The sequence below is a fragment of the Microvirga aerophila genome (genome assembly GCF_003332305.1).
GTDB lineage: Bacteria > Pseudomonadota > Alphaproteobacteria > Rhizobiales > Beijerinckiaceae > Microvirga > Microvirga aerophila.
Genome location: NZ_QOIO01000013.1, coordinates 61,211 through 83,623, shown reverse-complemented (window position 1 = coordinate 83,623; position 22,413 = coordinate 61,211). Strand labels below are relative to the sequence as shown.

17 protein-coding genes are annotated in these 22,413 nt (G+C 63.2%); all 17 read right to left on the bottom strand.

What is annotated here, in order from left to right; translation table 11 throughout:
* Window positions 1–223: 223 nt before the first annotated feature.
* On the bottom strand, window positions 224–3,694 hold the full coding sequence (gene dnaE / locus DRB19_RS09380) for a DNA polymerase III subunit alpha (RefSeq protein WP_114185779.1): 3,471 nt from the start codon (window positions 3,692–3,694) through the stop codon (window positions 224–226).
* A gap of 668 nt (window positions 3,695–4,362) precedes the next feature.
* Window positions 4,363–5,058 (bottom strand): ABC transporter ATP-binding protein, encoded by a 696-nt coding sequence (locus DRB19_RS09370; RefSeq protein ID WP_114185777.1) that lies wholly within the window; start codon window positions 5,056–5,058, stop codon window positions 4,363–4,365.
* Between the two features lie 3 nt (window positions 5,059–5,061).
* Entirely contained in the window at window positions 5,062–6,336 is a 1,275-nt protein-coding gene (locus tag DRB19_RS09365) for a lipoprotein-releasing ABC transporter permease subunit (RefSeq protein ID WP_114185776.1), read from the bottom strand.
* A gap of 48 nt (window positions 6,337–6,384) precedes the next feature.
* Window positions 6,385–7,710 carry a proline--tRNA ligase gene (gene proS, locus DRB19_RS09360; RefSeq protein ID WP_114185775.1) on the bottom strand — a complete coding sequence of 442 codons (1,326 nt, stop codon included), beginning with the start codon at window positions 7,708–7,710 and terminating at the stop codon, window positions 6,385–6,387.
* 383 nt (window positions 7,711–8,093) lie between these two features.
* Window positions 8,094–8,429, bottom strand: a complete 336-nt coding sequence (locus tag DRB19_RS09355) for a DUF1467 family protein (RefSeq protein WP_245439356.1) — start codon at window positions 8,427–8,429, stop codon at window positions 8,094–8,096.
* Window positions 8,430–8,439: 10 nt separating this feature from the next.
* Window positions 8,440–8,844, bottom strand: a complete 405-nt coding sequence (gene mce / locus DRB19_RS09350; RefSeq protein WP_114185773.1) for a methylmalonyl-CoA epimerase — start codon at window positions 8,842–8,844, stop codon at window positions 8,440–8,442.
* Between the two features lie 2 nt (window positions 8,845–8,846).
* The gene (locus DRB19_RS09345; protein WP_114185772.1) at window positions 8,847–10,520 is read right to left on the bottom strand and encodes a ribonuclease J; all 1,674 of its coding nucleotides are present in this window, start codon (window positions 10,518–10,520) and stop codon (window positions 8,847–8,849) included.
* Between the two features lie 2 nt (window positions 10,521–10,522).
* Entirely contained in the window at window positions 10,523–11,347 is an 825-nt protein-coding gene (locus tag DRB19_RS09340; protein WP_114185771.1) for a biotin--[acetyl-CoA-carboxylase] ligase, read from the bottom strand.
* Window position 11,348: 1 nt separating this feature from the next.
* Window positions 11,349–12,788: an NADH-quinone oxidoreductase subunit NuoN gene (gene nuoN / locus DRB19_RS09335; protein ID WP_114185770.1), complete on the bottom strand. Its 1,440-nt coding sequence runs from the start codon at window positions 12,786–12,788 to the stop codon at window positions 11,349–11,351.
* Between the two features lie 7 nt (window positions 12,789–12,795).
* Window positions 12,796–14,307, bottom strand: coding sequence for an NADH-quinone oxidoreductase subunit M (locus DRB19_RS09330; protein WP_114185769.1), 1,512 nt, complete (start codon window positions 14,305–14,307; stop codon window positions 12,796–12,798).
* Entirely contained in the window at window positions 14,307–16,376 is a 2,070-nt protein-coding gene (nuoL, locus tag DRB19_RS09325; protein ID WP_114185768.1) for an NADH-quinone oxidoreductase subunit L, read from the bottom strand. The genes DRB19_RS09330 and nuoL overlap by 1 nt, the downstream gene beginning before the upstream one ends.
* 29 nt (window positions 16,377–16,405) lie before the next feature.
* The gene (nuoK, locus tag DRB19_RS09320; RefSeq protein ID WP_114185767.1) at window positions 16,406–16,714 is read right to left on the bottom strand and encodes an NADH-quinone oxidoreductase subunit NuoK; all 309 of its coding nucleotides are present in this window, start codon (window positions 16,712–16,714) and stop codon (window positions 16,406–16,408) included.
* An 11-nt stretch (window positions 16,715–16,725) separates the two neighbouring features.
* Complete coding sequence (locus DRB19_RS09315; RefSeq protein WP_114185766.1) at window positions 16,726–17,340, bottom strand: NADH-quinone oxidoreductase subunit J; 615 nt, start codon at window positions 17,338–17,340, stop codon at window positions 16,726–16,728.
* 140 nt (window positions 17,341–17,480) lie between these two features.
* Window positions 17,481–17,969: an NADH-quinone oxidoreductase subunit NuoI gene (gene nuoI, locus DRB19_RS09310; RefSeq protein WP_114185765.1), complete on the bottom strand. Its 489-nt coding sequence runs from the start codon at window positions 17,967–17,969 to the stop codon at window positions 17,481–17,483.
* Window positions 17,970–17,982: 13 nt separating this feature from the next.
* Window positions 17,983–19,008: an NADH-quinone oxidoreductase subunit NuoH gene (gene nuoH / locus DRB19_RS09305; RefSeq protein WP_114185764.1), complete on the bottom strand. Its 1,026-nt coding sequence runs from the start codon at window positions 19,006–19,008 to the stop codon at window positions 17,983–17,985.
* 12 nt (window positions 19,009–19,020) lie between these two features.
* Window positions 19,021–21,099 (bottom strand): NADH-quinone oxidoreductase subunit NuoG, encoded by a 2,079-nt coding sequence (nuoG, locus tag DRB19_RS09300; RefSeq protein ID WP_114185763.1) that lies wholly within the window; start codon window positions 21,097–21,099, stop codon window positions 19,021–19,023.
* 8 nt (window positions 21,100–21,107) lie between these two features.
* Complete coding sequence (nuoF, locus tag DRB19_RS09295; RefSeq protein WP_114185762.1) at window positions 21,108–22,409, bottom strand: NADH-quinone oxidoreductase subunit NuoF; 1,302 nt, start codon at window positions 22,407–22,409, stop codon at window positions 21,108–21,110.
* Window positions 22,410–22,413: the final 4 nt, after the last annotated feature.

The following is a 22,413-nucleotide window of genomic DNA, read 5'->3' as shown; positions in this document are numbered from 1 at the left end:
AGATATGGCGGTCTCCCGCTCCACTGTCATCCCGGGGCCGCGTAGCGGAACCTGGGATCGCCTGATGAGAATGGCGCCTTATCCTGCATACGATCCCGGATCGGCTAACGCCGTCCGGGATGGCACATGCCTCTCAGACGCTCTCCGCATCAGCCGCAGACTTGCTCCGGAATTTCACGTCTCGTCAGCGCTGCGGTTCAAAGGCGTGGGTGGCTCCACCGAGTCAATTCATATGAACGTCCACCACGCCCGGCACGGCGCGTAGCGCACCTGCGATCTGCGGCGTGGCCATGTATTTGCCGGGGAGCCTCACCTCCACCTCCCGGTCGCCGTCGTCGAGAATGAGCACGAGCGACACCTCGCCCTCGCCCCTAGCCTTCAGGCGCTCGAAGACGCTACCGATGGGGCGCTCGTCACGCAGGAAGATGCGCATGCCCTTCTGGTGCTTGGCAACCGCCTCCTCCAAGGGCTCGGCCATGCCGATGCGCGCCCTCACCTCCTCGCCTTCGAGGCCTGCCTGCAGCATCAGAACGACAGCAGTGCCGGGCTCAAGGATGTCTCGAAGGCGTTGCAAGCCTTCCGAGAAGATGATGGCCTCGAACTGCCCGGTCTGATCGGACAGGGTGAGGATGCCCATCTTGTTGCCGGTCTTGGTGCGGCGCTCCTGCCGGTCGAGGATGGTCGCGGCGACGCGTCCCACCGAGTTGCCAGCCTTCACGGAGCGGCAGAATTCGACCCAGGTCTGGAGCCTGAGCTTTTTCAGGAGGTCGCCGTATTCATCAAGCGGATGGCCTGACAGGAAGAAGCCGACCGCATCGTATTCCCTTTGCAGGCGCACGGCGGCGGGCCAGGGCTCGTAGGGCGGAATGCGCAGCTGAACATCCGCTGAGGCAACGCCGCCAAACATGTCGATCATGCCGCCATTGGCCGCCTCGTGGGATTGCTGGGCGAGACTCATCATGGCGTCGATGGATGCGCAGGCCTTCGCGCGGTCCGGCTCAAGCTCGTCGAAGGCTCCCGCCGCAATGAGGTTTTCGAGCGTACGCTTGTTGAGCATGCGCGGATTGATCCGGCGGGCAAAGTCGGCGAGATTCTTGAAGGGTTTGTCGCCCCTCGCCTCGATCAAAGCCTCGATGGCCTGCCGGCCGACGCCCTTCACGGCCGCGAGCGCATAGAGGATCTGGCCCTTGTCCCCCTCGTCGTATTCCACATCGAACACCACGCCGGAGCGGTTGATCGAAGGCGGGATCACCTTGAAGCCGAGACGCTGCGTCTCGCGGCGAAATTCCGAGAGTTTGTCGGTGTTGTCGAGGTCGAGCGTCATGGACGCGGCCAGGAACTCGACCGGATAATTGGCCTTGAGATAGGCAGTCTGGAACGCCACGAGGGCGTAGGCCGCTGCATGGCTCTTGTTGAAGCCGTAATCGGCGAATTTGGCTAGCAGGTCGAAAATCTCGTTCGCCTTTGCCTTGTTGATCCCGCCCGCCACCGCGCCCGAGACGAAGCGCTCACGCTGCGCGTCCATCTCGGCCTTGATCTTCTTGCCCATGGCGCGGCGGAGAAGGTCGGCGTCGCCGAGCGAGTAGCCGGAGAGGACCTTCGCCACCTCCATCACCTGCTCCTGGTACACGATGATCCCGAAGGTTTCCTTCAGGATCGGCTCAAGCTTGTCGTGGGGATACCAGTCCTTCTTGTTGTGCTCGTCCTTACCGAGCTTGCGGGCGCAATAGACCGGTATGTTGGCCATCGGGCCCGGACGATAAAGGGCCACAAGCGCGATGATGTCCTCGAAACGGTCGGTCTCCATCTCGACAAGCGCCTTGCGCATGCCGGCGGATTCCACCTGAAACACGCCGACCGTCTCGCCCCTGCACAGCATTTCGTAGGATTTGCGGTCGTCCAGTGGCAGCGCCGAGAGATCGACCTCCACCCCCGTGCGGCGGATGAGGTCCACCGCCGTGCGCAGGACCGTGAGGGTTTTCAGGCCCAGGAAGTCGAACTTCACGAGCCCCGCCTGCTCGACCCATTTCATGTTGAACTGGGTCACCCGCATGCCGGTTTTCGGGTCTCGGTAGAGCGGCACCAGCTCTTGCAGGGGACGGTCGCCGATCACCACGCCAGCCGCGTGGGTCGAAGCATGGCGGTGAAGCCCCTCCAGCTTCTGGGCGATGTCCAGCATGCGCTTGACGACGGGCTCTTCGTCGATAGCTGCCTGGAGCTTCGGCTCGCCCTCGATCGCCTGGGCGAGCGTCACCGGATTCGCCGGGTTCTGCGGCACCAGCTTGGTCAGCTTGTCGACCTGCCCGTAGGGCATCTCCAGAACGCGGCCGACGTCGCGCATGACGCCGCGGGCGAGAAGGGTACCGAAGGTGATGATCTGCGCGACCTGCTCCTCGCCATAGCGCTGCTGCACGTATTCGATCACTCGCTCACGACCTTCGACGCAAAAGTCGATGTCGAAGTCGGGCATGGACACGCGTTCCGGGTTCAGGAAGCGTTCGAAGAGGAGACCGAACCGGATCGGATCGAGATCGGTAATGGTGAGTGCATAAGCCACGAGCGAACCCGCGCCCGAGCCGCGGCCCGGGCCAACCGGGATGTTGTGGTCCTTCGCCCATTTGATGAAGTCCGCCACGATGAGGAAGTAGCCCGGAAACTTCATGTTCCGGATGATTCCGATCTCGTAGGCAAGCCGGTCGCGATAATCCTGCTCCGTGAGGCCGGGCGCGGTGCCGTGCGCCGCGAGACGCCTGGCAAGCCCCTCCTCCGCCTGACGTTGCAGCTCCTCGCCTTCGTCGAGAGCAACGGCGTCCGAGCCAACGCCGAAATCCGGCAGGATCGGCTTTTGGGTCCGCACTCGGGTGGCGCAGCGCATGGCGATCTCGACGCTCGCCTGAAGGGCGTCGGGAAGATCCGCGAATAGCTCCATCATCTGCTGGCGGGTCTTGAAGTTGTGCTGCGGCGAGACGCGGCGGCGGTTGTCGTCCGAGACAATACGCCCCTCGGCGATGGCGAGCAGCGCATCATGCGCCTCGTAGTCGCCCGGCGACGAGAAGAACGGCTCGTTGGCGGCGACGATCGGCAGGCCGTTGCGATCGGCCAGGGCGATCAGTTCGCCCTCGACCATCCGCTCCGAATCGAGCCCGTGGCGCTGGATTTCCACATAGAGCTGATGCCCGAACGCGCGCTTGAGAATGTCGAGGCGCGCTTGCGCCAGTTCCTGGCGGCCGTCGCGCAGCGCGCAGTCCAGCGGACCGGTGAAGCCGCCGGTCAGCGCGATCAGCCCCTCGCAGTGCTTCGCGAGATCCGGTGCGGCAATGCGTGGCGACTCGCCCAAGGGCACGCCGAAATAGGCGTGGCTCACGAGACGCATGAGGTTGCGATAGCCCTCTTCCGTTTGCGCCAGCAGTACGACGTTGGAGGGCTGCGGAGCGAGCCGGGCCGAAGGGTCCGGCTCCTCGAAGCAGACGGAGAGCTGGACTCCCGCGATGGGCTGGATGCCGGATCCCGCCAGCTTTTCAGAAAATTCCAGCGCGCCGAATAGGTTGTTGGTGTCGGTCAGGGCAAGCGCCGGCTGCTTGTCGGCCGCCGCCAGCTTCGCCAGCTGCGCAACTTTCAGTGCTCCCTCGAGCAGCGAATACGAGGAATGCACGTGCAGGTGGACGAAACCGATATCGTGAAGAACGCGGGACATGAAAGCCTACTCTGAACCGGACACAGGATGCCTGAGTCCCTTCTCGGTGCAGAGTCTCAAACCGGCCTTAAAGTTTCTTCCGCCTCCCTAGCAGATGGAATCTTCCTGTGGATAGCCGAATCCCTAAACCATGGGAGAAAGGACGAGGGACCAGACTGCGACCGCACTGCCAAAGAGCCCAAGGGAGACCAATTCCACTGCAGTTTCGAGGATCGAGCGAAGCATAGAACTCTCCGTGTTTCTGATATGTTCATGTTCGTTCGTTGTATGTTCCGTGTAAAGCAGTAAATTGCGGGGGGCTGCTTTTGGAGTCAACAAAGCCTTAATGCCCAATGCATTGGAGTGCGGCTGTGTTGGTGAGTGCCTCACCGTCATCTTGGGCGAGCACCAGCGAGAACCCGCGATCCATAGGCGCGGACGTTACAGGAAAAGGCGGACGCCTCTCAAAGTATTCTGAGTTGTTGACGGTTCTGGATCCCGGGTCCCGCTGCGCGGCCCCGGGAAGACACATCTGCTTGTGCTCTACAAAACAAGATGACCTGGACCAGCCCAGTCATGCCGCATAGGAACATGATGGGGTTGTCACTCTGAGTCGACGCGAAGCAGTGAGACAGTGAATCCGCCGTGCCGTGCCCTAATCGACCCTGGTGGTCGCCCGGCATCGGCCTCTACGGAAGCTGCACGATCAATCCATCACGAATCGTGACGCGGCGGTCCATGCGAGCCGCGAGATCGAGGTTGTGCGTCGCAATCAGCGCCGCGAGCTTCGAGGCCCTGACGATGGCGACGAGGGTTTGAAACACCCGGTCGGCGGTATTGGGATCCAGGTTGCCGGTAGGCTCGTCGGCGAGCAGCACTCGCGGCGCGTTGGCCACGGCGCGGGCGATGGCGACGCGCTGCTGCTCGCCGCCTGATAGCTCCCCGGGGCGATTGGTGAGTCGTTTGCCCAACCCAAGGAAGGTCAGAAGCTGTTTCGCGCGGTCCTGCGCCTCCGCCTTCGGTAATCCTCGGATGAGCTGCGGCATCACCACGTTCTCAAGGGCCGAGAATTCCGGCAGCAGGTGGTGAAACTGATAGACGAAGCCGAGTTCCTCCCGGCGAATTCGCGTGCGCTCGTGATCACCCATGCCGGATGTCGGTTGCGCGCCCACATAGACCTCGCCGCCATCGGGCTTCTCCAGAAGGCCCGCGACGTGCAGCAGCGTGGACTTGCCGGTCCCGGACGGTGCAATGAGCGCAACGATTTCCCCCGGCCAAATCACGAGATCGGCCCCGCGCAGCACCTCGAGAAAGCCCTCCCCTTGCGGGTAGCGGCGTTCGACCTTCGACAGGAACAGGGCGGGTTGGGGCTTGGCGGATGACATCGATTAACCGTAGCGCAGCGCCTCGACCGGATCGAGTTTCGCGGCCCGCCAGGATGGGTAAAGGGTGGCCAGAAGCGACAGAACCATCGCCATGACCAGAATGGAGCCGACTTCGGTCGGATTGACCTCGGCCGGGAGGCGGCTGAGGAAATAGAGCTCCGCCGGAAAGAGATTGGTGCTCGTCAGGTGCGAGATGAAATTGCGGATGCTTTCCACGTTGAGAGCAAGCAGCAACCCCAGCCCAAAGCCCGCGATCGTACCGACGATGCCGATGGACGCGCCGGTGATGAGAAACACGCGCATGATTGAGCCCCGGGTGGCTCCCATGGTGCGCAGGATCGCGATGTCTTCCGACTTGTCCTTCACGAGCATGATGAGCCCGGAGATGATGTTGAGGGCCGCCACCAGGACAATGAGGGTGAGGATGAGGAACATCACGTTCCGCTCCACCTCCAGCGCCCCGAAGAAGGTGCGGTTGCGCTGACGCCAGTCGGTCATAAGGATCGGCCTGCCGACCGCCGCTTCGATGGCGGCGCGGGCTTCATCGACCCGGTCGGCGTTCTCGAGAAAGACCTCGATGAGCTGCACGTCGCCCTGACGGTTGAAGTAGTTCTGCGCCTCCGTCAGGGGCATGTACACGAAGGTGGAGTCGAACTCCGACATGCCAATTTCGAAGATGGCTTTGACTGGATAGCCCTTCACCCGGGGCGCCGTTCCGAAGGGCGTCGCTGCACCGCGCGGCGTGATCAGCGTGAAGGTGTCGCCGGCCTGCAGGGACAGGGAATCCGCCAGTCGCCGGCCGAGGGCGACGCCCTCCCCGTTCTCGAAGCCTTCGAGGGTTCCCTGGCGCAGATTGTTGGCGATGTAGTCGATCCGCTGAAGATCCTCGCCGCGAATGCCGCGCACGAGAACGCCGCTGCCGTTGTACTGCGATGACCCGAAGGCCTGCCCCTCCACCAGCGGGATCGCCCGCTTCACGCCAGGAGCCGCCGCGATCCGTTTCGCCACCTCGGCGTAGTCCGTCAGCGGAGACTCGATGGGCGCAACGAAGATGTGGCCGTTGATGCCCACGATCTTGTCGAGCAGTTCCTTGCGAAACCCGTTCATGACGGAGAGCACCACGATCAGCGTGGCGACGCCCAGCATGATTCCAAGGAACGAGAAGCCCGCGATCACCGACACGAAGCCTTCACGCCGCCGCGTGCGCAAGTAACGCCCGGCGAGCATCCACTCGAAGAGGCTGAAAGGCTTCGTTCCGGTCTTGGCAGTTTTGGCCATGCGAACCTTTATGCCGAACGTTAGCGCCGAACTTGGGGCAGTCCTCGATCAGCGTGGCGCCAGACGCGCGACGAGATCGTCGAGCGGCAGGAGTTCCCGCTCGCCGGTGCGGCGATTCTTCAGCTCCACCTTGCCCTCGGCAAGACCCTTGGGTCCGATGAGAACCTGCCACGGAATGCCGATGAGATCGGCGGTGGCAAACTTGCCGCCGGGACGCTCGTCCCGATCATCATACAACACGTCGCGGCCGGCGGCGGTGAGTTCACGATAGAGCCTGTTCGACGCTTCGTCGGTTGCCGCGTCGCCGGCCTTGAGGTTGAGAATCGCCACGTCGAAGGGCGCAATCGCGTCCGGCCAGATGATGCCGTTCTCGTCGTGGCTCGCCTCGATGATGGCGGCGATGAGGCGGCTCGGGCCAATGCCGTAGGAGCCCATATGCACCTCGTGCTCCTGCCCGTCTGGCCCCATGACCTTGGCGCCCATGGGCTTCGAGTACTTGGTGCCGAAATAGAAGATATGGCCGACCTCGATGCCGCGGGCCGACATTTTCTTGTCTGCCGGAACGGCGTCGAAGGCTGCGGCGTCGTGCATCTCGGAGGTGGCCGCATAGAGCGACGTCCACTTGTCCACGAGACCCTGAAGCGCCGGCGCACTGTCGAAATCCGTATCCGCCGCCGGGATGTCGAAGTCGAGATAGTCCGCGTGGCAGAACACCTCGCTCTCGCCGGTCGATGCCAGGATGATGAATTCATGGCTGAGATCGCCGCCGATCGGGCCCGTATCAGCACGCATCGGAATCGCCTTCAGGCCCATGCGGGCAAAGGTGCGAAGATAGGCCACGAACATCTTGTTGTAGGAATGGCGCGCGCCGGCCTGATCCAAGTCGAACGAATAGGCGTCCTTCATCAGGAACTCGCGCGAGCGCATGACGCCGAAGCGCGGACGTACCTCGTCGCGGAACTTCCACTGGATGTGATAAAGGTTCAGAGGCAGATCCTTGTAGGAGCGGACGTAGCCCCGGAAGATCTCCGTGATCATTTCCTCGTTGGTTGGCCCGAAGAGCATTTCGCGCTCGTGCCGGTCCTGGATGCGAAGCATCTCCTTGCCATAGGCCTCATAGCGACCCGACTCCCGCCAGAGATCGGCCGACTGGATCGTCGGCATCAGAAGTTCGACTGCGCCCGAGCGGTTCTGCTCCTCACGAACGATGGCGTTGACCTTGTTCAAGACCTTCAGGCCCAACGGCAACCAAGCGTAAATGCCTGCGGATTCCTGGCGGATCATGCCGGCGCGCAGCATCAGGCGGTGGGACACGATCTCCGCCTCTTTCGGCGTCTCACGGAGAATGGGCAGGAAAAAGCGGCTCAAACGCATAGGACGCCTTTAATCTCGATAAAGTTGGATTGACGGGTTGCGACTCGTTTGAAGCACACAACACAGGGAGCCGGCAAAAGACAAGCTGTCATTGGAGCAGAAGGGTTTCGAGCCCCGCCTTAGACGAAAGACCAATGCAGTATGTGCCGAAAAATGCATCAAGGCATGCCCAAAAAAGGTGACACGACTAACTTGGATCAGTATAAAGCCGTTACTTAAAGCCTTCGACTTGCAGAAGTCAGAGGTTGCGGTCCGAGTTTCGGGAGGAACAAGACCCTCGCGCGCCCCGCAGGCGACGGCATTAGAAAGCCAAGGGTCAACATGCCAAAAGGCAGTTCAGGCAAGGCGAAAGCCTTGCTTTTTTCTTTTGGGCTAGAGACCCGCTAGAGACCCGACAGGGGCAATACGGCAGCGACGACGACGAGAACGACGGATGCGACCAGCGTCGTCCAAACCGCCTTCTCCTGCAAAGCCGGAGCCGATGGCGCTCCCGGTTCGCTCCCCTGAACCACCTCCCCGCTCTCGGCTTGGCTCTGCACGCCGAACGGCAGGATCGCGAACAGCAATGTCCACCAAATGACAAAGTAGAGCGCGAGTCCGCCGGTCACGCTCAAGTCGAACGTGTTGACCACGACGGCGACAGCCAAGCCGGATACGACCACCACGACGGCCAGCGTCGACCACAAGGTCCCGGCGACGGCTTTGACGAGCTTGTTCAATGGCTTTCCCTCAGGCCTGCTCGAGTTCGATGAGCGCGCCGTTGAAATCCTTCGGGTGCAGAAAAAGCACCGGTTTGCCATGGGCGCCGATCTTGGGCTCTCCCGAGCCAAGCACCCGCGCTCCGGAAGTCACGAGCCAGTCGCGAGCCGCGCCGATATCCTCGACCTCGTAGCAAACATGGTGGATGCCGCCATCGGGATTCTTGTCTAGGAACCTGGCAATCGGCGAAGCTTCGCCCAAAGGCTCAAGCAGCTCGATCTTAGTATTAGGCAGGGTGATGAAGACCACTGTTACGCCATGCTCCGGAAGCTTCTCCGGCGCTGAGACCTCGGCCCCCAGGGTTCCCTGGTATAGCCGGGACGCGGCTGCGATATCCGGCACCGCGATGGCGATATGATTGAGGCGACCGATCATGCTCAGACCTCGATCACCAGCACGTGGCAGGCAGGCTTCTTGCCCCACATCTGATTTACGGCTGCCCGCACAGTTCTGACAACTGCATTCTCCACGGCTTCCGGGTCGCGGCGCTTGGCCTTGGGCAGATTGTCGAGCAGGTCGCCCACCGCATCGGCGATAAGATCCGCGATGTCCTCGCCCTGCCGGTTCTTCTCCGGCAGTCCCATCGTGTCGATTATCGGATCGCCGGCGATCTCGCCGCGCTCGTCAATGGCGACGGCGACGCTGACGATGCCCGCAAAAGCCAGTTTGCGGCGCTCCGGAAGCGCCCGCTCCCCATTTCCGATGACGATATTGCCGTCCTTGTAGAGACGCCCGACCGGGATCATGTCGACGATCTCGGCGGGTCCCGGCGCAAGACGAACCAAGGAGCCGTTCCGTGCGCGGACTACTTCCGGCACGCCTTGAGCGTGGGCGAATTTCGCGTGCTCGGCCAGGTGCATCGCCTCGCCGTGGGCCGGGATGGCGATGCGTGGCCGGGTCCACTCGTACATCTGGGCCAGCTCGCCACGGCGCGGATGGCCCGACACGTGAACGAGTTCGGTGCGGTCGGTGATCACCTCGATGCCCTGCTCGATCAGGCGGTTGATGATGGACCCAACCTCCTTCTCGTTGCCCGGAATAGCCCGGGACGAGAAGATCACCCGATCGCCCTTGGACAAAGCGATATCCGGATGTTCATCCTGTGCGATCCGTGCCAACGCGGCGCGCGGCTCGCCTTGAGACCCTGTGAGGACCGCCACAACCTTGTCGCGCGGCAGGTACCCGAACGTATCGGGGGAGCGGAATTCCGGCAGGCCCTCCAGGAAGCCGCATTCGTTCGCCACATCGACCACTCGGTCCATGGCGCGGCCCACCACGACAACCTCGCGACCGCATTCCTTCGCGGCTTCAGCGACCGACCGGATGCGGGCGACATTGGACGCGAAGGTGGTGATCGCGACCCGATAGGGTGCGTCCTTGATGAGCTGCGCCAGGTTGCGCGACACGTCGGCCTCGCTGGGGCTCACCCCATCGCGGACGACATTGGTGGAGTCGCACACGAGAGCCAGAATGCCCTCGTCCCCGAGGGCCCGAAACTTCTCTTCCGAGGTCAGGCTGCCGAGATAGGGTGTGTTATCGAGCTTCCAGTCGCCGGTATGGACCACGAGCCCGTGAGGCGTGCGGATCGCAAGGGCATTCGATTCAGGAATCGAGTGGGCGACGGGCACATATTCGACTTCGAAGGGGCCGAGTTTCAGGCGCTCGTTGGGCGCGATCTCGTTGAGCTCGATCTTCGGCGCGTCCGCCTCGGCCAGCCGGCGCGTCTGCAGCAGACCGATGGCGAACTTCGTCGCGTAGACTGGGGCGCGCAGGCGCGGCCACATCTCCACGAGGGCTCCAATATGGTCCTCGTGGGCATGGGTGATTAAAATGCCCAGCAGATTATGTCGCTCTTCCTCGATAAAACGCAGGTCCGGATAGACCAGATCGATCCCCGGCAGGTGCTCTTCGCCGCCAAAGCCCATCCCGCAATCCACCAGGATCCACCGGCGGTCGAGCTCCGGTCCGAAGCCGTAGAGCGCGGCGTTCATGCCGATTTCGCCTAAGCCTCCGAGGGGGAGAAAAACGAGTTCATCATTCGAGGATGACATTATCAGGACCTTGTCGCGCCAGCGTCGAGCTTGGCTATATCGTGCTGTAAATTGGGAAAATAAAGGTCGCCTGCATCGATGAGTTCCACGCCGGACGGCGTTTTGAGCTGCAATCGACCGAAGCGGTCGAGCCCTTCGAAGATACCGCTCCTCTGACCCGTGGGAAGGCGAAGCGTGACTTCTTTTCCGAGCCCGGCTGCGCGCTCGAGCCAGAGATGGCGGATCGCTGCGAAGGGCTCAGAAGGGCTGCGGCGCACCGATGCCTGCCAGGCAGCCAGGGTGCGGGCGAATGCCTCGCCCAAGGAGAGGAGAACCCCCTCGCGACCTAAGCCTGGGCTGACGGCCTGCAAGGAAGCGGCCGGGTACGGCGTTCCGGTCGGCGCATAGGCGACGTTCACACCAAAGCCGATGATGATCGCGAGACGTGCCTGTGGGCCGACGCGATGGGCTTCCAGAAGCAGGCCGGAAACCTTTGCCCCATCGAGCAGAAGATCATTTGGCCATTTGAGGGACAGGCGCGGCGCGCCAAGGCTGGTCATCGTCTCGACAGCCTCGTGAAGGGCCAGCCCTGCTACAAATCCCAGCTGCGGCGCAACCGCCGGCTCGCAGGGCTCCATCAGCAGGAGGCTGGCATAGAGATTGCCCGGAGGCGATGACCACTGCCGGCCGTGACGTCCCCGGCCCGCGCGCTGCTCGACAGCCACGATCCAGAGCCGCCCCGGATCGCCGGAGCGGGCAGCCTCAAGCGCATCATCGTTCGTGGAATCCGTCGTCTCGAGGGAAACGAGCCGGTATCCGGCGGACTCGGTCTTGGACGACAGACGCACGTCAGAACAAGGAGCGCGCAGCAGCGCCTGCGGCGTTGACGAACGGAGCGGGCGCGAGCCAGAACAGCAGCACAACGGCGCTCGATACCGCGAGCACGAAGCTCACGCCCGGCGACATGCGCTCGAACTTCTCGCCCGGCGCGTCGAAGTACATGACCTTGACGATGCGCAGGTAATAGAACGCCCCGATCACGCTGGTCACGACGCCGATCACCGCAAGCGTCACCAGGTTCGCCTGGATGGCTGCCGCGAACACGTAGAACTTCGCGAAGAAGCCGGCGAGCGGCGGGATGCCTGCGAGCGAGAACATCATCATAGCCAGACAGAACGCCAGCGCGGGATGGGTACGCGCGAGACCTGAAAGGTCGTCGATGGTGTCGAACATCACCCGGCCGCGGCGCATGCCGAGGATGACCGCGAACGAACCCAAAGTCATGGCCAGGTAGATAGCCATGTAGATGACGACGCCCTGGATGCCCTCCGGTGTGCCGGCCGCAAGGCCGATCAAGGCGTAGCCCACATTGCCGATAGAGGAGTATGCCATCAGGCGCTTGATGTTGCGCTGGCCGATGGCCGCGAATGAGCCCAACGCCATGGAGGCAATCGAGATGAAGACGATGATCTGCTGCCACTGGCCGGTGATGCCCGGGAAGGCGTCGATGAACACCCGGGTCGCCATGGCCATGCCGGCCATTTTCGGAGCGGCCGCGAAAAAAGCGGTCACCGGCGTTGGAGAACCCTCATAGACGTCCGGCGTCCACATATGGAACGGCACCGCCGAAATCTTGAACGCGATGCCGGCCGACACGAAGACAAGTCCGAAGATCACGCCGCTGCCGACGTTGCCTTGAAGCGTTGAGGCAATCACCGGGAACGACACGCTGCCCGTGAATCCGTAGACCAGGGACGCACCGTAAAGCAGCATGCCCGAGGACAGCGCGCCAAGCACGAAGTACTTCAGGCCGGCCTCTGTCGAACGCAGGTTGTCCCGGTCGAAGGCCGCGATGACGTAGGAAGAGAGGCTGAGGAGTTCGAGACCGAGGTAGAGCGCGATGAGATCGTTGGCGGAGATCACCATGAGCATGCCGATCGTCGAGAGCACGATCAGGATCGGGTACTCGAACCGATAGATGCCCTCGCGACGCATGTAATCCATCGACAGGATGATGCCCCCGGCGGAACCTAGAAGCGTCAGAGCCTTCATGATCTTGGCAAAGCCGTCCACCACGAAGGAGCCGGCCATGGTCTCGACGCGCTCAGAGGGGAGCATCAGCACGGCCACGAACGCGACCGTCAGAAGCGCGAGCGCGGTGATGTTCATGCCCTCGCCCGACCGCTCGCCGCGGAACGCGCCGAACAGGACGAGGACGAGAACGCCGACCGCCAGGATGATCTCCGGCAGCGCAGGACCGAAAGCGGGAATAGCGAAGGCGGGGTTCATCGTGACCTCAGTGTGCGGCGACAGCCGCCGTCTTCACGGTTGTAAGCGCGGCCTCGACGCTCTTGAGGAGCGTATCCGTCGGCGCGGCGAAAGCGTCGAGGATCGGGCCGGGCTGAACGCCGTAATAGATGACCAGCAGGAGAAGGGGCGCGAGCGTGATGATCTCGCGGCGGTTCAGATCCGTGATGCCCTGGAGGCTCGGCTTGTCGAGCACCCCGTAGACCACACGCCGGTAGAGCCAGAGGGCATAGCCCGCGGACAGGATCACGCCCGTGGTGGCGAGGAACGACACCCAGGTGTTGGCGCGGAACGCTCCCATGAGCGACAGGAACTCGCCCACGAAGCCCGACGTGCCCGGAAGTCCCACATTGGCCATGGTGAAGACCAGGAAAGCCACGGCGTAGAGCGGCATCCGGTTCACTAGTCCGCCATAGGCCCGGATCTCGCGGGTGTGCATGCGGTCATAGACGACGCCGACGCACAGGAAGAGCGCGCCTGACACGAGCCCGTGCGACACCATCTGGAACATGGCGCCCTGGATGCCCTGCGGATTCATGCTGAACAGGCCCATGGTCACGAAGCCCATATGCGCCACCGACGAATAGGCGATGAGCTTCTTCATGTCCTCCTGCATCAAGGCGACCAGCGAGGTGTAGACGATCGCGATGACGGAGAGCGAGAAGACGAGCGGCGCGAAATAGACCGAGGCGTCCGGGAACATCGGCAGGGAAATACGGATGAAGCCGTAGCCGCCCATCTTCAGGAGGATGCCCGCCAGGATGACCGAGCCGGCTGTCGGCGCCTCCACGTGCGCGTCCGGCAGCCAGGTATGGACCGGCCACATGGGCATCTTCACGGCGAACGACGCGAAGAAGGCGAGCCAGAGCCAGGTCTGAAGGTGCGCCGGGAACTTGTAGGCAAGTAAGGTCGGGATATCGGTGGTGCCGGCGGCCCAGAACATGGCCATGATGGCCAGCAGCATCAGCACCGAGCCGAGCAGCGTGTAGAGGAAGAACTTGAAGCTCGCGTAGATGCGCCGCTTGCCGCCCCAGATGCCGATGATGAGGAACATCGGAATGAGGCCCGCTTCGAAGAACAGGTAGAACAGCACGAGGTCAAGGGCGGCGAAGACGCCGATCATCGTGGTCTCGAGGATCAGGAACGCGACGAAATACTCCTTCACCCGGGTCTCGATGGAATCCCACGACGCCAGGATGCAGAACGGCATCAGGAACGTCGTCAGCAGGATGAACGGCATCGAGAAGCCGTCGACGCCGAGCTTGAACCTGATGGTTTCCGCCAGCCAGGCATGGGTCTCGACCAGCTGGAACGAGGACGAGGCCGTGTCGAACCGGCCCCAGGCCACCAGCGACAGCAGGAAGGTCGCGACGGTGGTCGCGAGCGCCGCCCAGCGGGCGTTGGAGCGGGCCGCCTGGCTGTCGCCGCGAAGCGTCAGGATGAAGGCCGCGCCGACAAGCGGCAGGATCAGAAGGCCGGAGAGAATACCGAACCCGAGCATCAGTGCGCTCCCCGGAAGAGATAGAAGGTCACGAGAGCCGCAACGCCGATCAGCATCGCGAAGGCATAGTGATAGAGGTAGCCGGTCTGGATGCGGACCACGCCGCGCGTCACGTCGAGGACGCGGGCCGAGATGCCGTCAGGCCCGAGGCCGTCGATGATCCTCTGGTCGCCCGTGCGCCAGAAGAAGCGCCCGATGGCCATGGCCGGCCGCACGAAGATCGCGTCGTACAGCTCGTCGAAGTACCATTTGTTGAGCAGGAAGCGGTAAAGGATCGGGTGATCCGCCGCCAGCCTCGCCGGCTGCTTGTTGTCGACGATGTACATGTAGACTGCCAGCACAAAGCCCAGAATCATCATGACGGTTGGGAGCAGCGGCACCCAGCCCGGGAGATGATGCATCTCCTCCAGGATATGGTTTTCCGGACGGGTGAAGATCGCGCCCTTCCAGAACTCCTGGTATCCCTCGCCGATGAAGGCGTTGTGGAAGACCACGCCTGCAATCACCGCCCCGAGGGCGAGTACCACCAGCGGGAGCAGCATCACGAGCGGGCTTTCATGGGGCTGATGCGCGCCATGGTGACCGTGGCCATGGTCGTCATGGACATGCTCGTGCTGGGCATGCGAGGCGGGCTCTACGTCGCGGCTGCGCGCGTCATGCTCCACGCCTTCATGATCGTGAGGCGCATGCTGATGGTCGTGAGCGCCGTGACCACCGTGCCCCCAGCGCGCCCGGCCCTCGAAGGTGAGGAAGAACAGGCGCCAGGAGTAGAAGGACGTCATGAAGGCCGCGATGACGGTCGCCAGGAACGCGAAGGAACCGGCCGTCGAATGCGACGCGTAGGCAGCCTCGATGATGGCGTCCTTGGAATAGTAGCCTGCCGTGAACGGGAAGCCGGTCAGGGCCAGCGTTCCGATAGCCATCATGGCCGTGGTGAACGGGATGTAGCGGCGCAGCGCGCCCATGTGGCGCATGTCCTGCTCATGGTGCATCGCATGTATCACCGAGCCGGCGCCGAGGAACAGCAGCGCCTTGAAGAAGGCATGCGTGAACAGGTGGAACACGCCGGCCCCATAGGCCCCGACGCCGAGGCCCACGAACATGTAGCCGAGCTGCGAGCAGGTCGAATAGGCGATGACCCGCTTGATGTCGTTCTGGACGAGGCCGACCGTCGCGGCGAAGAAGGCCGTGATGCCGCCGATGACCGTGACCACGGTGAGCGCCGCGGGCGCATACTCGAACACGGGCGAAAGGCGCGCGACCATGAAGACGCCGGCGGTGACCATGGTGGCCGCGTGGATAAGGGCCGAGACGGGGGTCGGGCCTTCCATCGCGTCCGGCAGCCAGGTGTGCAGCAGGAACTGCGCCGACTTGCCCATGGCACCCATGAAGAGCAGCAGGGCCGCGATAGTCATCGCGTGCCACTCGATGCCGAGGAACATGAAGCGGTTGTTCGCGATCTCCGCCACGCGGGGGAAGATCTGGTCGAACGAGACGCTGTTGAACAGAACGAACAGGGTGAAGATGCCGAGCAGGAAGCCGAAATCGCCCACCCGGTTGACGATGAACGCCTTCATGGCGGCCGCGTTCGCCGAGTCCTTCTGGTACCAGAAGCCGATGAGCAGGTAGCTCGCGAGGCCCACGCCTTCCCAGCCGAAGAACATCTGAACGAGGTTATCCGCCGTCACCAGCATGAGCATGGCGAAGGTGAAGAGCGACAGATAGGCGAAGAACCGCGGACGATGCGGGTCTTCGTGCATGTAGCCGATGGAATAGAGGTGAACGAGCGCCGAAACCGTATTCACCACCACCAGCATCATGGCGGTCAGAGTGTCGATCCGGAACGCCCAGTCGACCACGAGGTCCCCGGAGGACATCCAGTGGGCCACCTGAACGCGGGTCGCGCCGTCGCCGAAGCCCACCTGGATGAACGACACCCAGGACAGAACGGCGGCGATGAACAGCAGCGCGGTCGTGACGATCTCGCTAGGGCGCGGCCCGAGCATGCGCCCGAACAGGCCTGCGATGAGGAAGCCGACGAGCGGCAGGAAGACGATTGCGTGATACATTGTCGTTTACTTCGCCGATCCGTACGGGATTAGCCCCTCAACCTGTTGACGTCTTCAACCGCGATGGAGCCGCGGTTGCGGAAGAAGACCACCAGAATGGCAAGGCCGATGGCCGCCTCCGCCGCCGCGACCGTGAGGATCAGCAGCGCGAAGACCTGACCGACGATGTCGTTCATGTGGGTCGAGAAGGCCACCATGTTGATGTTCACCGCGAGCAGGATCAGCTCGATCGACATCAGGATGACGATCACGTTCTTGCGGTTGATGAAGATGCCGAACACACCGAGCGTGAAGAGGATCGCCGCGACGGTGAGATAGTGGCCGAGTCCGATGACCATCACGTGCCTCCTTAGACGCCCTGGCGGAAGGGAACCTTCCGCACCTCGACGGCAGTCTCCTGCGTACGGGCGTTCTGCTTGGAAATGTCCTGCCGCCTCACGCCAACCCGCTCACGCAGGGTCAGCACAATGGCGCCGATCATGGCGACGAGCAGGATCAGCCCGGCTGCCTGGAAGAAATAGAAGTAGCGGGTGTAGAGAACCTGACCGAGGGCCTCGGTATTGGTCATGACCTGAGGCGACGGAATGGCGACTGCCGGCGACCGGACCAACCCCGGATCGACCACATAGGCGCCGATCACCAGGATCAGCTCCAGCAGGAACACCGCCCCGATGAGGCCGCCCACCGGCAGATATTGTAGGAAGCCCTGGCGAAGCTCGGCGAAATCCACGTCCAGCATCATGACCACGAACAGGAAGAGCACCGCCACCGCGCCCACATAGACGATGACCAGGATCATCGCCAGGAACTCGGCGCCCATCATCAGGAACAGCCCGGCCGCATTGACGAAGGCCAGGATGAGGAAGAGCACCGCCTGCACGGGGTTGCGCGAAGCGATCACCATAAAGCCCGAGGCGACGGTGATCGTGGCAAAGAGGTAAAAGAAGGCAGCGGTAACCGTCATGCTTCAAGCTTAAGCCGCAAGAAGCGGCCCCTTCCGACGTGGCCCCGGAGAATCCGGCGGCCTGTCTATAATTTCCGAATCCGGGCGGGACAACCCGCCGGGCCTGCTTGCCCCCTGCCCTTTCCAGGACAGGGACGTCATTACCGATAGGGAGCGTCGCGCTTGATGTTGCGCGCGATTTCCCGTTCCCAGCGCTCCCCGTTCGCGAGAAGCTTGGCCTTGTCGTAATAGAGCTCTTCCCGGGTCTCGACCGAGAACTCGAGGTTCGGCCCCTCCACGATGGCGTCCACCGGGCAGGCCTCCTGGCAGAGGCCGCAATAGATGCACTTTACCATGTCGATGTCGTAGCGGGTCGTGCGGCGGGTGCCGTCGTTGCGGCGCGGGCCGGCCTCGATGGTGATGGCCTGCGCCGGGCAGACAGCCTCGCAGAGCTTGCAGGCAATGCAGCGCTCTTCCCCGTTGGGATAACGGCGCAGGGCGTGCTCGCCCCGGAAGCGCGGCCCCCGGTGCCCGAACTCGAAGGGATAGTTGATCGTGGCCTTCGGCTTGAAGAAGTACTTCACGGTCAGGATGAACCCCGTGATGAATTCCCTCAGGAGAAGGGATTGGGCAATTCGATCGAGCTTCATCGGCCGATCTCCCCTAGCGCATGCCCGGCGCGGTGCCGGTCAGCATCAGAACCCCCGCCACGATGACGACCATGGCCAGCGAGAGCGGCAGAAACACCTTCCAGCCCAGACGCATGAGCTGGTCGTAGCGATAACGCGGAACCAGGGCTTTCACCATGGCGATGAGAAGAAAAAGGAAACTCGCCTTCAGGACGAACCAGATCACGCCGGGTATCCAGGTGAACGGCGCGAACGGGATCGGCGAGAGCCAGCCGCCCAGGAACAGAATGGTCCCTAAGGCGCACATGGTCATGATGGCCACGTACTCGCCCAGCATGAACAGCAGGTACGGGGTCGAGGAGTACTCGACCATGTAGCCGGCCACGAGTTCCGATTCCGCTTCCGGAAGGTCGAAGGGCGGGCGGTTCGTCTCGGCCATGGCCGAGATAAAGAACACGACGAACATCGGGAAGAGCGGCAGCCAGTACCAGCCCAGGATGCCCAGACCCGTGTTCTGCGCCTCGACGATGGCCGAAAGGTTCAGGGTGCCGGCGCACATGAGCACGGTGACGATCACGAACCCGATGGAGACCTCGTAGGACACCATCTGGGCCGCCGAACGCAGCGCGCCCAGGAACGGGTACTTCGAGTTCGAGGCCCACCCGCCCATGATGACGCCGTAGACGCCCAGAGATGAGATCGCGAAGATGTAGAGGATGCCCACATTGATATCGGCAATGGCCCAGCCGGCATTGAGCGGGATCACCGCCCAGGCCGCGAGAGACAGGGTACACATCAACAGCGGGGCCAGCAGGAACATGCCCTTGTTGGCCGAGGCCGGGATCACCGGCTCCTTCAGGACGAACTTGAGCAGGTCCGCGAAGGACTGGAGCAGCCCCCAGGGGCCGACCACGTTCGGGCCGCGCCGCAGCTGGACCGCCGCCCAGACCTTACGGTCCGCGTAAAGCGCGTAGGCGATGAAGATGAGAAGCGCCACGAGCATGAGCAGGCTTTTGCCCAGCATGATCGCAACCGCGAGGAGAATGTCTCCGAGTTCCATGATCCGATCCTCTTACTCGGCCGCCTCGAGCCGGAGCTCACGAGCAAGTGCGGAGCACTCGGCCATAACGCCGGACGCGCGGGCGATCGGGTTCGTGAGATAGAAGTCCTTGACCGGGCTGGCGAAGCTGTCGCGGCCAGGATTGCCGCCGATCCCGGCCAGCGCCTGCACGGCCGATGCCGCGTCCGCCGGCGAGACTCTGTCGAGCGCTGCGAAATGCGGATGCTCGGCATAGAGCTTCTGGCGCAGGGCGTTGAGCGAGTCGAAGGGCAGGCGGTGTCCCAGCACGTCGGACAGGGCGCGCAGAATGGCCCAGTCTTCGCGGGCCTCGCCGGGCGCGAAGGCCGCCCGGTTCGCCATCTGCACCCGGCCTTCCATGTTCACGTAGGTACCGGACTTCTCCGTATAGGTTGCCCCGGGCAGGATCACGTCGGCGCGGTGAGCGCCACGGTCGCCGTGGGTGCCCTGGTAGATCACGAACGGGCCGGGCGCGATGTCGATCTCGTCCGCGCCGAGGTTGAACAATACGTCTACGCCGCCCTGGGCCATAGCTTGAGCTGTCAGGCCGCCCTCGCCCGGTACGAGGCCGAGATCGAGAGCGCCGACCCGCGCGGCCGCCGTGTGCAGAACAGAGAAGCCGTTCCAGCCGTCCTTGACCGCGCCGATGCTCTGCGCGAGCTGCGCCGCAAGGGAGAGAAGCGCAAAACCATCCTGGCAGGTGAGAGCGCCCTGTCCGACGATGATAAGCGGACGCTGGGCTCCCTGCAGCTTCTCCAGGAAGCTGTGCCGGCCGGCGACTAGATCGGCCAGGGTCTCAGGTCCTGCGCCAAGATAGTCGTAGGAATAGGTAAGATCCGCGTTCTCGCCGATCATGGCGATTGGCGGCGGAGCCACGCGCCAGCGCTTGCGAATGCGCACGTTGACGAGCGAAGCCTCGATGCGTGGGTTCGAGCCGATGATCAGGATCGCATCCGCGTCCTCGATGCCTGCGATGGTGGAGTTGAACAGGTAGGAGCCGCGGCCATAGGCCGGCGACAGCGCCGTGCCGTCCTGGCGGGCGTCGATGTTCGCGACGCCGAGGCTCTGCATGAGAAGCTTGAGCGCATAGAGCTCCTCAACCGCCGGCAAGTCGCCCGCGATGGCGCCGATGCGATCGGGGCTCGTGCCCTTCAGCCGGTTGGCGATAACGGCGAACGCTTCCTGCCAAGTGGCGGGCCGCAGGCGGCCGTTCTCGCGCACGAAAGGACGGTCGAGACGCTGCAGGCGCAGGCCGTCGACGATCTGGCGTGCCTTATCGGTGATCCACTCCTCGTTCACGTCCTCATTGACGCGGGGAAGAATGCGCATGACCTCGCGGCCGCGCGAGTCGACTCGGATCGAGGAGCCGACCGCATCCATCACATCGACCGAATCGGTCTTGGAGAGTTCCCAGGGACGGTAGTGGAAGGCCTCCGGCTTGTGGGTCAGCGCGCCCACCGGGCATAGATCCGCCACATTGGCCTGCAGCTCGGAACCAAGAGCCTTTTCCAGATAGCTTGTGATTTCCATGTCCTCGCCGCGCCAGATCGCGCCGAGATCTTCCACGCCCGCCACCTCGGTGGTGAAGCGCACGCAGCGGGTGCAGTGGATGCACCGGTTCATGGAGGTGCGCACCAGCGGGCCGAGATACTTGTCCGGCACCGCGCGCTTGTTCTCCTGGAAGCGGCTGGTGTCGACGCCGTAGGCCATGGCCTGGTCCTGCAGGTCGCACTGGCCGCCCTGATCGCAGATCGGGCAATCGAGCGGATGGTTGATGAGCAGGAACTCCATCACGCCTTCCCGGGCCTTCTTGACCGTGGGCGACTTGGTGGAAATCTGCGGCGGCTCGCCGTTCGGGCCCGGGCGGCAGTCGCGCACGCCCCAGGCGCAGGACGCGACCGGCTTCGGCGCGCCCTTCACCTCGACGAGGCACATGCGGCAATTGCCAGCGATCGACAACCGCTCATGGAAGCAGAAGCGCGGAATTTCCGCTCCGGCCGCCTCGGCGGCCTGGAGCAGGGTGTATTCCGGCGGAACGTCGACCTCGACGCCATCAACGATGATTTTAGCCATCTGGTTTCTCACTCCGCCGCGATCATGACGGATTCTGAATGCGGGTTCGCCGCGTAATCGTCGATCCGCTTCTCGATCTCGTGACGGAAGTGGCGGATCAGACCCTGGACCGGCCAAGCCGCCGCGTCGCCGAGCGCGCAGATGGTGTGGCCTTCGATCTGGGTCGAGACTTCGAGGAGCATGTCGATCTCGCGCTTTTGGGCGCGGCCTTCCGACATGCGGGTGAGCACGCGCCACATCCAGCCTGTGCCCTCGCGGCACGGAGTGCACTGGCCGCAGCTCTCGTGCTTGTAGAAGTACGAGATGCGGGTAATCGCGCGCACGACGTCAATGGACTTGTCCAGGACGATCACGGCAGCCGTGCCGAGACCGGATTTCAGATTCCGCAAGGTATCGAAATCCATATTGGCGTCGATGATCTGATCCGCCGGAACCAGCGGAACCGATGATCCGCCGGGGATCACCGCCAGGAGATTGTCCCAGCCGCCCCGGATGCCGCCGCAATGGCGGTCGATCAGTTCGCGGAAGGTAAGACCCATTTCCTCTTCCACGTTGCAGGGCTTGTTCACGTTGCCCGACACGCAGAAGAGTTTGGTGCCGACGTTGTTCGGCCGGCCGATGCTGGAGAACCAGGCGGCGCCGCGGCGCAGGATGGTGCCGGCGACCGCGATCGACTCCACATTGTTCACCGTGGTGGGGCAACCGTACAGGCCCATATTGGCCGGGAATGGCGGCTTGAGCCGCGGCATGCCCTTCTTGCCCTCGAGGCTCTCGATGAGCGCCGTCTCCTCGCCGCAGATGTAAGCGCCTGCGCCGTGGTGGACGTAAAGGTCGAACGGGTAGCCGTGGATGTTGTTCTTGCCGATCAGGCCGGCCTCGTAGGCCTCGTCCACCGCCCGCTGAAGTGCGTAGCGCTCGGCCACGTACTCGCCGCGGATATAGATGTAGGCCGCATGTGCGCCCATGGCGAAGGAGGCGATGAGGCAGCCCTCGACCAGAAGGTGCGGATCATGCCGCATGATCTCCCGGTCCTTGCAGGTGCCTGGCTCGGACTCGTCGGCGTTCACCACGAGGTAGTGCGGACGCCCATCCGACTGCTTGGGCATGAAGGACCATTTCAGGCCCGTCGGGAAGCCCGCGCCGCCGCGGCCACGCAGGCCCGACGCCTTCATCTCATCGATGATCCAGTCCCGGCCCTTTTCGAGCAGGAACTTGGTGCCGTCCCACGCGCCGCGCATCTTGGCGGCCTGCAGGTCCGGGGAATGGAACCCGTAAAGGTTTGTGAAAATACGATCTCTGTCCTGAAGCATCTGT